General features: G+C 57.8%; 15 protein-coding genes and 1 pseudogene. 5 read left to right on the forward strand and 11 right to left on the reverse strand.

Annotated elements, in window-relative coordinates; all coding sequences use genetic code 11:
* Positions 1–55: 55 nt before the first annotated feature.
* Positions 56–268: a hypothetical protein gene (locus tag ABIC03_RS21450; protein ID WP_275173764.1), complete on the reverse strand. Its 213-nt coding sequence runs from the start codon at positions 266–268 to the stop codon at positions 56–58.
* Positions 269–1,120: 852 nt separating this feature from the next.
* Positions 1,121–1,408 (reverse strand): hypothetical protein, encoded by a 288-nt coding sequence (locus ABIC03_RS21455; RefSeq protein WP_354060773.1) that lies wholly within the window; start codon positions 1,406–1,408, stop codon positions 1,121–1,123.
* 735 nt (positions 1,409–2,143) lie between these two features.
* Here ABIC03_RS21455 and ABIC03_RS21460 point away from each other — a divergent pair.
* Entirely contained in the window at positions 2,144–2,350 is a 207-nt protein-coding gene (locus tag ABIC03_RS21460; RefSeq protein WP_354060775.1) for a hypothetical protein, read from the forward strand.
* A 1,817-nt stretch (positions 2,351–4,167) separates the two neighbouring features.
* Here ABIC03_RS21460 and ABIC03_RS21465 read toward each other — a convergent pair.
* Both ABIC03_RS21465 and ABIC03_RS21470 read right to left on the reverse strand, forming a co-directional pair.
* Positions 4,168–4,377 (reverse strand): hypothetical protein, encoded by a 210-nt coding sequence (locus ABIC03_RS21465; protein ID WP_275173765.1) that lies wholly within the window; start codon positions 4,375–4,377, stop codon positions 4,168–4,170.
* Between the two features lie 213 nt (positions 4,378–4,590).
* Positions 4,591–4,945 (reverse strand): annotated as a pseudogene (locus tag ABIC03_RS21470) (SOS response-associated peptidase); the annotation flags it as partial.
* A gap of 613 nt (positions 4,946–5,558) precedes the next feature.
* Here ABIC03_RS21470 and ABIC03_RS21475 point away from each other — a divergent pair.
* Genes ABIC03_RS21475 through ABIC03_RS21485 form a run of 3 tightly spaced genes read left to right on the forward strand, consistent with a single transcriptional unit; the run spans position 5,559 to position 6,657 of the window.
* On the forward strand, positions 5,559–5,774 hold the full coding sequence (locus ABIC03_RS21475) for a hypothetical protein (protein WP_354060777.1): 216 nt from the start codon (positions 5,559–5,561) through the stop codon (positions 5,772–5,774).
* Positions 5,774–6,199 (forward strand): NUDIX domain-containing protein, encoded by a 426-nt coding sequence (locus tag ABIC03_RS21480; protein ID WP_354060779.1) that lies wholly within the window; start codon positions 5,774–5,776, stop codon positions 6,197–6,199. Before ABIC03_RS21475 ends, ABIC03_RS21480 begins: the two co-directional genes overlap by 1 nt.
* Positions 6,196–6,657 carry an arsenate-mycothiol transferase ArsC gene (locus tag ABIC03_RS21485; RefSeq protein ID WP_354060781.1) on the forward strand — a complete coding sequence of 154 codons (462 nt, stop codon included), beginning with the start codon at positions 6,196–6,198 and terminating at the stop codon, positions 6,655–6,657. The genes ABIC03_RS21480 and ABIC03_RS21485 overlap by 4 nt, the downstream gene beginning before the upstream one ends.
* 381 nt (positions 6,658–7,038) lie before the next feature.
* On the opposite strand, the gene ABIC03_RS21490 is transcribed toward ABIC03_RS21485, so the two are convergent.
* Positions 7,039–7,197, reverse strand: coding sequence for a hypothetical protein (locus ABIC03_RS21490; protein WP_354060783.1), 159 nt, complete (start codon positions 7,195–7,197; stop codon positions 7,039–7,041).
* A 181-nt stretch (positions 7,198–7,378) separates the two neighbouring features.
* Here ABIC03_RS21490 and ABIC03_RS21495 point away from each other — a divergent pair, with 181 nt between their 5' ends.
* The gene (locus tag ABIC03_RS21495; RefSeq protein ID WP_275173771.1) at positions 7,379–7,909 is read left to right on the forward strand and encodes a hypothetical protein; all 531 of its coding nucleotides are present in this window, start codon (positions 7,379–7,381) and stop codon (positions 7,907–7,909) included.
* Between the two features lie 191 nt (positions 7,910–8,100).
* On the opposite strand, the gene ABIC03_RS39275 is transcribed toward ABIC03_RS21495, so the two are convergent.
* The 6 genes from ABIC03_RS39275 to ABIC03_RS21520 form a co-directional block, all read right to left on the reverse strand.
* Entirely contained in the window at positions 8,101–8,388 is a 288-nt protein-coding gene (locus ABIC03_RS39275) for a DUF7662 domain-containing protein (protein WP_473306187.1), read from the reverse strand.
* A gap of 135 nt (positions 8,389–8,523) precedes the next feature.
* Positions 8,524–8,820 (reverse strand): hypothetical protein, encoded by a 297-nt coding sequence (locus ABIC03_RS21500; protein WP_275173772.1) that lies wholly within the window; start codon positions 8,818–8,820, stop codon positions 8,524–8,526.
* 485 nt (positions 8,821–9,305) lie between these two features.
* Positions 9,306–9,902, reverse strand: a complete 597-nt coding sequence (locus ABIC03_RS21505; RefSeq protein WP_247363357.1) for a DsrE family protein — start codon at positions 9,900–9,902, stop codon at positions 9,306–9,308.
* A gap of 34 nt (positions 9,903–9,936) precedes the next feature.
* Positions 9,937–10,497, reverse strand: a complete 561-nt coding sequence (locus tag ABIC03_RS21510) for a hypothetical protein (RefSeq protein ID WP_247363356.1) — start codon at positions 10,495–10,497, stop codon at positions 9,937–9,939.
* On the reverse strand, positions 10,494–11,513 hold the full coding sequence (locus tag ABIC03_RS21515) for a TAXI family TRAP transporter solute-binding subunit (RefSeq protein ID WP_354060786.1): 1,020 nt from the start codon (positions 11,511–11,513) through the stop codon (positions 10,494–10,496). Before ABIC03_RS21515 ends, ABIC03_RS21510 begins: the two co-directional genes overlap by 4 nt.
* A gap of 124 nt (positions 11,514–11,637) precedes the next feature.
* The gene (locus ABIC03_RS21520) at positions 11,638–13,140 is read right to left on the reverse strand and encodes a coiled-coil domain-containing protein (RefSeq protein ID WP_354060788.1); all 1,503 of its coding nucleotides are present in this window, start codon (positions 13,138–13,140) and stop codon (positions 11,638–11,640) included.
* Positions 13,141–13,175: the final 35 nt, after the last annotated feature.

A 13,175-nucleotide genomic window follows, 5' to 3' on the forward strand; every position in this document is an offset into this window, starting at 1 on the left:
CTTTGATCACGTGTATCAAATTGGGTACACGCTCAGGCGGCGATTTTCGGCACTTTCACCGCTCCAATTCCTTGATGGCGTCCTTTAGCAGTTCGAGAAGCCGGATTTCACATGCCCCCATGACGAACTGATCGGCGTCGTCAGGCACGACGATCTGCCCCTGCACGTGTCCATCGTGGGATTGGATGATGAAGTCTCGGGCCTTGCACGCTTCGTTGCGGACGTTCGTCATCGCCTCAAGCAAGCCCCATTCGATTTTGACAGCCATTGCTAACCCTCGCTCTTGGGGGCACGCGCGTGAGCTACCGCGAGTCATGAGAGTTGAGAAGCGGCAAAGCCGGCAGATCGATCGGCTCGCCCGGAGGTCGATCAACTCTGTTCGCTTCCTTCCGCTGACGAGGACACCGATATAGCCGGCACCCACCAGTGGGGCCCCTGCGATCATCAGCTAGTGGGGGAATGAAGGACATGATCCTGCCCTTGAATACAGGCGCTATGACGAAACCTATCAACCATTTCGTGATTGTACAAATCAAATATTTAATTTATTTAATTGGTATATTGAAATGTTTATTGTGAAATATTAAATGCGCGGGGTGCACTTCAGCACAGGACCTTCCGACCAGCACCCCTATGATCGCGGGCTGGGTGCGCCCCCTGCGCCGCGTCCTCCGCCAAGTCGGCCGATCGACGCCGGACCCGAGGCCGCGAACGACAACACGGGCGCCTGGCCTCTGCTATCGTTTCCTGATGGCTGGTACGCCACCTGCTGAGTTGGACGCAGCGTCTGCCTCTATGCTCGGCAACCGGCAAAGCGGGCACCTGGCCGGACCGGGCTGAGCCTGCTCGGCGTGGCCCGCATGTCTTCGAGGCATTGCTGAACCACCTGCCCCGCCAAGTTGGTGCGCACACCTACGACACCAACGCCTACTTCAAGGCAGCTCAACCGAGCCAGCGAAGGTTAAACAGCGTCCCATTGGAGGGGTCCTAAGGCGCGCGATTGCAACCCAAGATCCCTAGCAGTCGTCGTCCCAGCATGACATAATGATTCTTATTTGCGTTTCGGAGGGAAAGCCCGATGCGCTTGGCATTGCCTTATCTCGGAATTTGTCTCTGCGCGTCACTCGCGGCGTGGTTCTCCTTCACGCTGATCTATTGACCGAGCAGACCATCGCCAGTTGATAGCAGCCCCATGTAGGTACCGCTCTCGTGCAGTTCCAGCCAGCCCGACGGCGCACCTGATGCCGGCGGCGAAATCGATGCCGCTTCCCTTGAGCATGTAAAGAAATGGGTAGTTGATCTTCTCGATACGGATTCGGCCGTCTCGTACCGGCTCGATGCCCGAAGCAACGAGTTGGCGGACGGCGACTTCTGGATTGGCGAAAGGACGTTCAGTGACGAGTTTCATTGCTGGAATCAAAACCTCGCCCCAATGCTTGGCCTGACTTGCCCGCGACTGTCATGCCAGTTCGGGACGATATGCACAGATCCTGCAGCGCTGCATGCCGAGCAGACCAGGCGCACGCCGACGCGCGACCACGGCTGATCCTGCGGGAGCGTATCGAACCGCACCTCCACCCTGCGATCGCAGCGGCCGTTCAGGCATCGGATGTTGCAAGTCATATGGCCGTCGGCGAGCCATTCCGCAGGGCCGTGGGGCGGAGAATGGCCTGTCCATTTCGTGTATCGGCGAGTGCGCGTGCCGCCATCCGAGCGGCATCCCAAGTAGCGCGCAAATTATCGATTCCTAGTAGCTCGGAACGCGCTCAAGCTACCGCTTGTCGTAAGTTGGGAAAAGTTGCTTGAAGCTCTGACGGTTTACGCTGGCAGGTGCTCGCCTGAGCCGGCAAACAAAATAAGGCCAGCGCCGGGCAAACAATACCTTGGCCCGGCGGCGATGGGTTCGATCCAGCCCCGAGAGGAATCAACAAAATCCCGGATACTGATGCTAGGACAGAAGCGCGCGAAGTTTCAGTGCACCTCTCCGTTCATTGCAATTCGAGGTCCGCCGGTTCACGCTGGCGGGGCCCTGTGCTAGCACCACGGGGGTGCCGCGCCGATCGTGCGGAACGTTGCGGCATCGGCCGCAGGCTACACCAGAGCGGCTCCTGCGACAAAAGGCCCGGCTGCTGGCGGGCCTGACATGCTGCGCTTCCTGCAATTGCGGCCCGCCGACGCGGGTGAACCTCTCGCCCGGGAAAAACTGGCATTGCGAGGCGGCTTGCCGCTGCTGAAATCCGGTCTCACCTCAGAACCCCGGTTGTTGCATCCGCCGCAAACGAAGCGCGGCTCGATATCCGACAAGCGAACATCGTCTGGCCAGCGATCGGCGCTGAGAGCAACGTTATGACCGCAATGGCAATAGACCAGGACGCCACGCAGGCCCATCTCGCGCATCTGGCCGAAGGTGATGTTGATCGGCCGGCCGTAGGCGTGTGGCGGACGGAGCGGGACATGCTGCCTATCAATGCGGCATCCTAGTTACCTCGCAAATTATCGAATCTTAGTTGGTCGAGGCGCCCCGCTAGCTACTGCGCGTTGTGGGTTGGAAATGGGCACGTGTGAACTAACTCACAAGCGACGAGCGCGCGGGCTGCTACAAAGGCGTCATTGCTTGACCAATTCATTTGAGAACACCCCAGTGCTCCCTCCAAGGCACTGGGGTTTTTCATTGGATCAGGCATAAAGCCGACCGCCACCGATCCGCACCCGCACGGGGCTGACTACCTACTGATCGTCAGGGCCTGCGGGAGTCTGATCGGCCGCATGGGGCAGCATCAGCACGATATGGACGAGCTCGCGTGCATGGAGCGCATCTGCCTGGCGTTGGCGGAGCAGACAAGGGTGCCGGCGAGGGCCGGTGCACTGCGCGAATTGGCTGAAAATCACGGCCTCAAGGTTGCGAAGAGGACCGTGATCAGGATCGTAGATTGCTTCCGGCGCAGGCGGAAAAGACGAGCCATTCGGGCGGTTGACAGGATACCCCTTCCGCCCCACTGGTTGTCCACGCAACCCGTAGGACGGATCTCGCACGGCACGCAAAGTCCAAGCCGCTTGCGGTCGAAGCGGCGGCAGCTCCACGATTTGAACGTACGGTGGGGCAGGGGAGTGAACGTTTCTTTGATTGGCTCCAATCGGACGCCGATTGCTGAAGCTAGCGCAAACTTGCCCATGATTGACTGGACCGAGAGTTCAAATTTTCCAATTCGTAGAAGGCGGCGTGTGCACGACGTGTGCACCGATAGATCAAGAAAAATCTAACAACGGCAAGCTTGAGCGGTTGCTCCGAAGCGCGTTGTAAAGGGGGACGCGAGGGGATGTGGTCGAATCGACGTGAAAAGCCGCGTACTGCAATCCAAAAGCTACACTCGCTCATGAGAAACGGAGAATGGACAAGCTCTTCGTATTGATGTCGGAAAGGGGCTCGCTTGGTCGGTACAAGAACAAAGTATCGAAATGTCGGGGATTCGAGTCCCTCTCCCGCTACCACGTGTCCCCCACTATTGCGGTGGGCCTCAGAAAGACCTCGCCTTTTAGTGTGGCGAGCTTGCCTTTCACTTCGACCTCGAAGCCTTTCCAAGCCCCCTTTGGAGGGACGGTGACGCTGTGAAGTTCACTCCCTTCAGGGCAGTCGAGCTGCACAGTCTCCACGCTCGTTCGCTAACGCAGGTTAAATCGGGTTCCGGTCACTCCTCGGGGGTCTGCTGCCCCGCGTCTGGCCGTCGCTGCGATTGAGTGCCCGGCGGCGATTGCAATGCAGGCACAGACGAGGCGCGTCGCTCCGCCTCTTGGACTTTATGCCGGAGATCTTCCAGATCTGACAGTTGGGCAAAGAGGTCGTTCAACCGTTGGACAAGAAGGATCGAGCGATAACCTTGCATCAACGCCCTCCTGAGTCTGCAGTTATCCCGACAGCAAAAGGACCCCAGCTCCAGGGCGGTGAAGCTGGGGCTGTTAAGCTGCCTTGGCGAAGGCAGCCGCCCCTTTGGGGGAGGGGCACGGGAAAACTTGGCAATCGGCAAGTCGTTCCTAGCCAAAAAAAATGAGCCCCAGCTCCGGTTCAATGGGAAGAGCTGGGGCCCGGTTGGATTGAATTACCCACTTGGGGATGGCATTGGAAAAATTGGTAATCGACGAGCCGTTCCAACTGCCATGCCGCCAAAAATGTTAGCGGCCTCTGTCGTCCTTGCCGTTGGGGCTGCCATCGCCGCCGCCGTTACCCCAGCCATTGTTGCCGTGGACCGCGCTCGCACCCGATTTAGCAATCGCATCGGACGTGAGGGAAGTGGAGAGCAGTAGCGTCATGGATGGAGGTGTCACGGCAGCGAACTTTCCGCAGGTCTTCAGAAATTCGCGGCGGTCGTCCTGGTCAGGCATGGGTTCTCTCCGGGGCTGGCAGAAGATTAAATACCTTAAATTCAATTAAATCAATATCCTATGTTAATAGGCTCGTCACGAAGTACGACCATAAGATTCGGCACCAGGTGTTCGCTCTTCGCTACTCCCATCATGGAGCCGAGCCCATCAGCCCCGCCGCGAGGTAAAGGGTATATCTAGCCGCGCTTGGCGAGTAGCCAGTCGCGCTGTTTCCTCCGCGTTCGGCTCCGTGGAAAGTAACACATAGAGCTCGTTCGTGGTCTCGCCTCCCACCCTTGACCTCCCTGCCCGACGTCCAATTGGTCCAGATGTCGGCAAAGCACAGGGAGGGGCGGGTCTCGTCTCCGGCTACGGCGTTGTTGAACTCGCTGAACGACCTGAACGGCACCACACATCGGTGCTCCGGAGCCAGCCATCGCGTCCAAAGTTTGCTTTTCACGTTGCCCATGTTGGTGGTCCAGAATCCGGCTCCATCCAGAGCAATTCCTTGAAGTCGACCGCTTGCCCTTGGCCTCCAGCTTCCGCGGCTCGCTTCTTTGGTCGCCTCCATGAGCTCGTGCGCCGAGGAGTGGTCAATCGATAGGCAGTCTCGACCGATCGAAAGCGCGACTGGAAGACTACAAATTAGATTGAAATTCCAAATTGAATTTGGTTTAATATAGAAAATTAAATCGAGGTTGTATTTTCGAGGTTTTGAGATCATGCCTCATTCTCCGTCCATCGTGCCCCATCCATATTCACGTGACGTCTATCTTGTGCTTGAGGATTTCGGAGGTGGGCTCGGACGTGCCTGGAGCGAAACCTCCGAAGACGACGTTGGTCGAGCGACGCTGATGCGCCAAATAATGGAAGGCCAATACAAGCATCCTGCTCGGATCGTAGTCTTCAACACGGTAGAGGGCTGGTCCCGTGATGTAACTGTAGAGATTGCAGATGAGCTGCGCCGGTGTTTTGTCGAGTTCGATGACATTGCCCCAGCCGCGTTGGAATTCATCGAGAGAGTTGGAAGGAGTTGATTGTGGTGCCCGCCCGATCCTTAGTTTGCGCTAATCTCACCAGCTTATCAGACATGAGGATGCTGCGGCAGCACGAACGAACAGGCTACCTCGGCGAGGCGTGAGACGAGCCTGGTGGGGTATAAGGCCAGCCCGTTATTATGTTTGATTGTGTTTGGAGCTGCCATGTCGGTGGGTTGGGATCGCGCTGTTGAATGGGACGGAAAGGTCCTCACGGGTTGGGTGGTCGTAAATGGCGTGACCACCAAAGTGACTGCGGACCGAGCGACGATCCATGCCCGTGCTGCAGGGTTTAGCGATGCGCTTAGCTGGGAGATTAAGCGCTTTCGGACGGAAATCTTTGAAAAGCTGATGCCATTCTTCGTTCGTCAGAACAGTTGATGGCAAGCTATGACCTTGCGTGTTCGGGTTTTTCCGCAGTGATGGACAACGTCGGACGCCTTCCTCATCTGCGAGATGACAAGCGTGGTACAGCGCAGCCAGGAAAGAGTTCATTTTTCGGTGGCCGAAGGGAACAGGGCGACACGCCCCTCCAATCCGTCGCTCGCAAAATCGCTGAAGAAATCGGCATAACGATCCCGCCAGAACATTTCCAGTATTTAGTGCGGTTTGACATACCTCATTCGGAGAATATCGCAGTGTTTGAAAAGGCGTGTATTTCCTTTGCGCGCGGCCTAAACGGATCCGCGCCGGATACCGCGGAAAGTGAGCCGTTGATCGTTGAGGCCGAGGAGGTGGCGGCATTCGAGACAACTCACGTCTCTTGCGGCCGTCGTGGTCCACCGTTTCCTGGCCTCCCGCAATGACTGATGGCTGCAAGCGGGTTCTTTTTCTTTGTACTGGCAACTATTACCGCAGCCGGTTTGCCGAGGAACTATTCAATCACCTTGCTGAACAAGAGGAATTGCGTTGGCGAGCATTCTCCAGAGGCGCTGCCGAAAGGGGGGCGCCGGAGAACACGGGATCCATCTCCCGCTTTGCGCTCGAGGCGTTGCAAGCACTGGGAATTAGCCCGAGCAGGGCTGATGAACTTCCGCAGCCGTGCACCTTAGCTGACTGCCGGCAAGCAGATATCGTCATAGGATTGAAAGAGGCGGAGCATCGATCGATGGTCGAACGCCGCTTTCCGGCCGTCGCGGATCGGGTCCTATATTGGCAAGTGGACGATCTCGACGTCGCCGAGCCCGGCGATGCCCTGCCACACCTGGAGCTAATGGTCGCGAACCTGATCGCTATGTTGCGAACGGACGACCCGCGGTCCTAAAGGCCTGCTGGCGAGCCCGAGGCAGGAACGGTAGGAGGCGCGGGGCAGCCTCCGCTCGATGGCGAGTCGTCAAGGTCCGCGTTGATAGTCGTCAGGATGTAGCCGAACGGTGAGCGCAAGGCATTCAGTTCCTCGACCTCGCTCTCCATCCGTATTCCCCATGCGGAATCGTTGCGGTGATCTCGACGTCATTGCCCGCCGACACGCGCCAGGCTGCCACCCCGAAGCACAAGGTCAGGGTCAGGGCGAGGGCAAGCAGAAGCATAGAGACGAAATGGCTCACGCGCGTGTACCCGCAAATCTGAAACCAGTTGAGAGCGTGCACAGAGGCCCGATTCGGAAAATGCAGACGATCTGACGCATCGGCCGTTTTCCCCATCCTTACACGGGGCCAAAAGCGCTCACGATCCCGATCGTGATCGGCACGAGCGCGACCACCATCCACAAAGCGGGCGAGTTGGAGGACAGGCCAACGACCAGTATCAAAACACCGATACCCACGAGGGCCGCTGAGATTGCGTAGGCGACTGCCTTTTCCATCTGTCGATCCACGACAACAAGGGATCGGTCGCACAAGCAGGACTCGAGGCAAATCGAAACGTTCCTTTCTCGATTTAATTCGGCTTCAAATTCTATTTAATTCTGTTTTTGCGACTTAATTTCGCCAAATTAAAAGGCGCTTTCTGCGCACTGGGGCAGGGCTATTAACCCGGAGTCCTGCATGTTCAATCGAGTAGTCGTAGCTTTAGTGCTCGTTTTTGCGACATCCATTTCTTCTGAAGCGCGTCCCTTGCGCGCCGCTTCGCCACCAGAATGCAACGTGATTATGCCGTGCGACTTTTCATCTTCGCTGGTGCAGGCGCAGAGATACACGAGACCGGCACCGCGCCTGCAGCGAAGTGCCGTTGCTAGCCTACGGATGTCTGTGGCCAGCTCAGGGGCCTTAACTAGTGAGATCGTCAGCGGTCGTCCGGCCGGTTGCCCTCGCTCGTTCTGCGGATGTGGTGCGGCGATACGAGTGTTTGGTCGGGTAGTACCGGAACTGAACCTCGCAGCCAATTGGCTGCGCTTTCCCCGCACCTCGCCAGCACCGGGAATGGTTGCCGCGCGACGTGGACACGTCTTCGTCCTTGAACAGCACATCGCCGGTGACATCTGGAAGGCGTACGATGCCAACTCAGGTGGGCACGCAACGCGAATTCACCCGCGCTCCCTGCGAGGGTACACCATCGTCAACCCTCATGCGGCCTAGGGCCATCGCGCAGCGTTCCCATTAGATTTTTCTCGCCACGTTCCGGAGCATCCGGCTCGCGGCTTGCGCTCAAAAACAGGGCCGCAACAGTTTTCGCCGCGGCCCTGAAGTTGCAACTTGATTCTGCGCCGGCTTGTTCTCGCAGTTTGTCCCGAACAACGAGGTTGATAGGTCCGCCATCACGGAAAGCGTCAATGCAGCCAAGGCGTTCCATGACGATCATTGGTGTTCACTTCAGAACGATAGAATTCGACGATGCGGTGCTTCATTGAGACCCGGACACGATAACCAGCGGATATCCACGCTCTCGCTTGAGGACCTGCTCTCTTCAGTGTGCTCCACCACGCAGTGAAGGTGTAGGCCGATCTCGGCAGAGGCTTCCCCAAGATCGCTTCAATTTCTGAAAAGGTCAGGCGGAGACTTTGACCGTTCTCCGTTCGCAGCCTTTCATGCAATGGCTGGTAAATCGACCTCGGCATGCGAGCACTATGTCGACAAAATGGGCCAGCTGCCCGGCATTAGAATAGCAGTCTGGTGCATATAGAGCGCGGAGGCAAAAGGCATTATCATTCTGGTCTGCAAGACCTCGCGGAGCCTGACGCAGCGATATCTCTTCAGTGTTCCCTTAGCTCTAGGTCTCTCAGCAGCACGTGGAGAAAGTCGCTGGCGTGGTCATAGCGTTTACGACCATTCACGATCTTGCGGGTGCGCTGCTCCAGTGTGTTGGCGATGGCTTCCGCGCCGGGTAGATCAGCCTGGTGCGACCACTGCTGTAGCAGCCGATCCGGAATGTCTTGAGCGGATCCAAACAGCTTCAACACACAATATTTGCCATCGTGCTTGCGATCAGCTTTCACAGAAAAAGCGAATAACCCTCGAAAGGTATTACGGGAAACGGCAGGTTTTGCCATTAACATCCCCCAACGTAAAATCGACTCGCTTTAAGTCTAGAAATCTGACGCGTTAACAAAATAAAATCCAGCGGAATTTAATCGCTTGCCTTCGAAAAAGAGGTCATCAGAACTGACGTAAATCGAAGCACCGTGTGTCACAGCTCGCGCCGTCCTGCGTCTCCGATACCCTATGCTGCTACGGGACAGTCGACCTTAGCAGGCGGCCGGGTAGGACGGGCGGGCCAAAGGGCTGCCCCGCAAAATTGCTACCAGACCTCGCAAGTGACTGAGACGAACCGATGTTCGCTCAACCCTCTCCCGAAGTCGCTCTCGTGCGCATGATCAGACAGTCGGTCTGGCGCTGCCCGGTGAATGGCGCGCGATAGATCTGTCCCCGATCGAGGCCAGTTCAATTTGCATCGGCTGCGGCGACCCACTCGATCGGAGTGGCGCGACCGCAGGCCGGCACCTAGCCGCTCGATAGGCATTGTCTGGTCGCCATTTTATGGTTTGACGTAGGTCCATCCCTGCTCCTGCAACTGCATCACCCTAACGACGCCCGACCTCACCACTTGGGCTTGGGCAACGATCGGAATGTCTTTGTTTTCGGCCTTTTGCATTTTCTCTTGCGTGTTTCCACAGGCTTTGAATGATACTTCCGGCGTGCTCAGAGCCATTTCCTCAATTCGCGCTTTCACCGGCGACGTGTCATCGCGGAGCATATGGAGGCCGGGGCCGAAGGTAATCACCTCAACTTTCACTCCTTCACCAACCTCCTTGTAGTATTGCGCGACGTTGAGTGCGTTGTTCAACGCAAGATTCATTGACGCGGAGTCGCTTGTGTTGACCTGAAGGATTAAGCGGTGCTCTTTCTTGGCAGCAGACGATGGCGCGATGCGCGCCAGCTCAAATTGTTTTGGCGTCGCGGCCCGCGCCGATGAATTCGCGTGCGTTCTGGCCGCGCCATGTGTTGAGGCTGCAGGCAAACTTGGCTGTGCCGGGAGCAGGCGAGTCTCCTGTGCCGCGGAACTAGACAGCCCGACCAGGAGCGAGATGATTGTCGCGATCATCGCTGTGATAATCTTCGGAAATTTGGGCATTATGTTGTTTCTCCAAGCAAGCTGAGGTTCATGATCAATTGTTGGGCTTCGCGATCGCGCGTGGCCATTTGCATGTTGCCGCCAATTTTGCACGCACGCTCTCGATACCATCGAGAGCGAACACTGCACCGGCGCCGGTCCCCGTTCGGCGTGACACATGCACGGAAAGTGCGCTGTGGCCGGGGATCGATTGCAACAGGCGAACGACATCGCTTTCAAGCGCGACACCGCGCGCTGACGTGATTGTCGAGACCTGAAAAGGTGGATCATCATTGATGCGCAGGGAAAGGGTGTAATCCTCGCGGCGGCCCGAAAGGCCGGCTCCATCAAGCAACACTTCGGTCAGGCCGCCGCGACAGCGTATCGACAGGCTCATTGCTGCGTCGGAACTGCCCCCTTGAGATGGCAGTGTAGCCTTGATGATCGATGAATAATCAACTGGCGAGGTGGTCTCGCTGACGATCCACGCCCCGGCTCCATTTGCGGACCGATCAGAGACGCGAACCGGCGCCATAGGGTCTTCGGCGCCTCGGGGCCGAGCGAGGTCATTTGCGATCGCGAGCGTCACGACGAGAGCGATCAGGGTGAACGTCATTGTGTCGCCTGGCTCGAACGCGGCAGACGATCGAGCCAGGCCTGCGCCGCGGGAAAACGCGTCAGGCCAGGGACCGTCGCCGCCAAGTTGATCGACTTCCATTTCGGATCGAAACCGGGCTCCTGCAGCTTGTTGATCCGCGAGAACAGGCGGTCGACAAAGCGCGCCACACGATGAAAGCGATTGGATTTGGTCGGCCAATTGAAAGCGACCAGCACGGTCGGAACGGCAATAGTTGTCACGCGTTCCCCCTGCCTGATCAAGTTCGGGTAATCAGCTGCGTCCAGCCAAGATGGCAGATAATAATCTTCAAACTTGCTCTCGTAGGGGACCGGCAAGAACTTGAAGCCGGCATCCCAGCGACCACGTATGAATGCATCCACCGGCTTTGATGTTATGAAAACGACGGCGGCCAGCTCACCCCTGCGCATTTGTTCCATCGCAACCTGATGTGGGATGAATGCTTTATCGACCTCGATCCCCAGCCGGCTGAAGATCAGCGGGCCCGAATAAGCTGCGGCGGTACCTTGGGTGTTGAAATTGACCTTCTTTCCGACCAGATCACTCAAGCTCTGAATTTCGGGCCTGACGAATACGTGCAGTTCAGATGGAAACAGGTTGAGCACATAGGTGATCCGTCGCTGGATGTCCGGCACTTGGCTCTTGTACTCGTCAAGTGCGTCGGAATTGATGATTGCTGCATCAATGCCCCGCAAATACAGCAGCGAATTGACGTTTTCGGTTGCGCCACGGGTCACGATGGGCAACACGTGGAGGTCCGTTCCATCATCGGCCACTCGCGCCATTTCCGCGGCAAGCCGAATGGGAGCTCCTTCCAGCAGACCTCCGGCAATTCCAACAGTCCAATCGTTCATGGCCGCAACTTCCGCCCTTGCATGATCCGCACGCGCCCGCGGAGTCTGCTGGGCCGTTGCTAGGCAACAGCCCATGATCAGAAGCGGAGCGGCTATCACGATGAGGAGAAACCAAGAGCGTATTCCAACCAGCTGCTTCATCGATCCGGCTCCCCTAGGAACGTCTATTCTGTTTTGTCCGCTGCGCTCTTCACTTCGACACGTAAGTTTAAGTTCGATCTGACTAGTTGATACAGCGCACGACCATTTGTCTGCACCGATGCTGCTAACGACCAAGTGCGTCGAACCGCTCCCTTGCTTCCTTGACCCCTCCGGCTGCTGCTCTGGCGTAAAGCTCTCGCGCCTTGGACGTGTCACCGCGCGTTCCGCTCGCGCCCCATTTTGCAAGCAGGCTCGGATCATACGTTTCTGCGAGCGCGAAACTTGCCGGTGCGCTCCCTAATTCAGCAGCACGCTCCAGGACAACTCGTGCCGCGCCAATGTCGCCTTGTCGAAGCAATCCGGTTGCGCGAGCGATCAATCGCACGAGCTCGGCGGCGTTTTCGTTCCCGAGAACCGGAGATGGCGCCTTTGGCTCAGCTGGTATCATCACGAGTTCTCGCGGAGTTTGCTCGGGCGCGGGCTGCGGCGATCCCGGCAGCAGTGTCCTGAGCAGCTCCCCTGTCGGCGAAGTGCTGGCTCCGCCTTCATCCGCCCCCTCGGGTAGCCGCGGTCCGATATTCGGGCGTGCTGCGGCAAGTTCTTGCTCACCTCCGCTAGGTCGATCGCTTTCTCGCTGAAGCTGCTCTTTCAACTGTTCGGCTCGATCATCGTCTGCTGCGGCTTGCGCTTCATACGCGAAGAGTCTGGAACGCGCCCACGAGAGCTCTTGCGCCCGTGCATCTGCTTTTTCCTGCTCTTCCTTCAATGCGAGCTTCAGTTTAGCCGAGGTATCCTCGGTCGCTCGCTTGGTCTGCGCCGCTTCTTCTGTTGCCTTCGCGATCTGCCAGGCACGGCTGTCGAGCTCGATTCGCATCGTCGCGAGCGTCTCCTCCAGCTGTTTGGTGCGATCGTGCTCCTGTCTGAGGCTTGCCTGTGCCTCGGCCAATGCTCTCTCCGCAACCTCTTTCGCATTGATTGCCGCGACTTGCCTGGCTAGCTCTGCCGACTGGGTCTCCAGGCCATGGTGGGCGGCTGACAGATCCCGCTCCAACTTGTTTGCCCGATCTCGCTCCCGCTCGGCAGTGTGTTGCAGCTGTCGCGGGTCACTCTGTGCCGGGTGTTTGAGTTCGCAACCCTCGGTGCCAATTTCGCGACTTAGCCGCGCCTGCAATTCGAGATCGTGACGCGTCGTGGCAAGTTCCCGCTCCAGACGCTGCGTGCGCGAGCGCTCCTCCCGGAGCGATTTGTGCAGTTTCTCGGTTTCATTCTCGGCGGCTTCCGCGATGCTGTTCCATTGCTCGCGTGCATGTTGCAACAGTCCCAGCACGGTATCCTGCTCTTGTCTGCACGTTCGAAGGTCACCGACAAGGGTCTGTACCCTTTCCTGTTCCGAGGTCTGCGTTTGCCATGCCCCCCCGGTGTTGCTGAGCGTGGCTTGTGCGAGCTTCAGAATCTTCGTGTCGGCGGATTGTTTCAGCTGCGCCGGACGCCGCTCCCCAGTCGCGCCGCGCAGGTGCGTCGTCATGGTATGGGTGTCGATCGCCGGCCGGTTTGGTTGCCGCGCGAGAACGGGTGTCGTCAATACCGACAATATCGTCAGGATAGTCGATGCAACCCACATCGACATTGTTGCGCACTTGCGCACATAGCTAAGAACGTCAT

The organism is Bradyrhizobium sp. RT6a (genome assembly GCF_040547675.1).
Classification (GTDB): domain Bacteria; phylum Pseudomonadota; class Alphaproteobacteria; order Rhizobiales; family Xanthobacteraceae; genus Bradyrhizobium.

Coding starts and splice junctions, on each gene's coding strand:
- ABIC03_RS21455 (WP_354060773.1), bottom strand. CDS start 1,408: ATGAAACTCGTCACTGAACGTCCTTTCGCCAATCCAGAAGTCGCCGTC.
- ABIC03_RS21520 (WP_354060788.1), bottom strand. CDS start 13,140: ATGTCGATGTGGGTTGCATCGACTATCCTGACGATATTGTCGGTATTG.
- ABIC03_RS21505 (WP_247363357.1), bottom strand. CDS start 9,902: ATGCCCAAATTTCCGAAGATTATCACAGCGATGATCGCGACAATCATC.
- ABIC03_RS21515 (WP_354060786.1), bottom strand. CDS start 11,513: ATGAAGCAGCTGGTTGGAATACGCTCTTGGTTTCTCCTCATCGTGATA.
- ABIC03_RS21480 (WP_354060779.1), top strand. CDS start 5,774: ATGGCAAGCTATGACCTTGCGTGTTCGGGTTTTTCCGCAGTGATGGAC.
- ABIC03_RS39275 (WP_473306187.1), bottom strand. CDS start 8,388: ATGCCGAGGTCGATTTACCAGCCATTGCATGAAAGGCTGCGAACGGAG.
- ABIC03_RS21495 (WP_275173771.1), top strand. CDS start 7,379: ATGTTCAATCGAGTAGTCGTAGCTTTAGTGCTCGTTTTTGCGACATCC.
- ABIC03_RS21475 (WP_354060777.1), top strand. CDS start 5,559: ATGTCGGTGGGTTGGGATCGCGCTGTTGAATGGGACGGAAAGGTCCTC.
- ABIC03_RS21450 (WP_275173764.1), bottom strand. CDS start 268: ATGGCTGTCAAAATCGAATGGGGCTTGCTTGAGGCGATGACGAACGTC.
- ABIC03_RS21510 (WP_247363356.1), bottom strand. CDS start 10,497: ATGACGTTCACCCTGATCGCTCTCGTCGTGACGCTCGCGATCGCAAAT.
- ABIC03_RS21465 (WP_275173765.1), bottom strand. CDS start 4,377: ATGCCTGACCAGGACGACCGCCGCGAATTTCTGAAGACCTGCGGAAAG.
- ABIC03_RS21460 (WP_354060775.1), top strand. CDS start 2,144: ATGCTGCGCTTCCTGCAATTGCGGCCCGCCGACGCGGGTGAACCTCTC.
- ABIC03_RS21500 (WP_275173772.1), bottom strand. CDS start 8,820: ATGGCAAAACCTGCCGTTTCCCGTAATACCTTTCGAGGGTTATTCGCT.
- ABIC03_RS21490 (WP_354060783.1), bottom strand. CDS start 7,197: ATGGAAAAGGCAGTCGCCTACGCAATCTCAGCGGCCCTCGTGGGTATC.
- ABIC03_RS21485 (WP_354060781.1), top strand. CDS start 6,196: ATGACTGATGGCTGCAAGCGGGTTCTTTTTCTTTGTACTGGCAACTAT.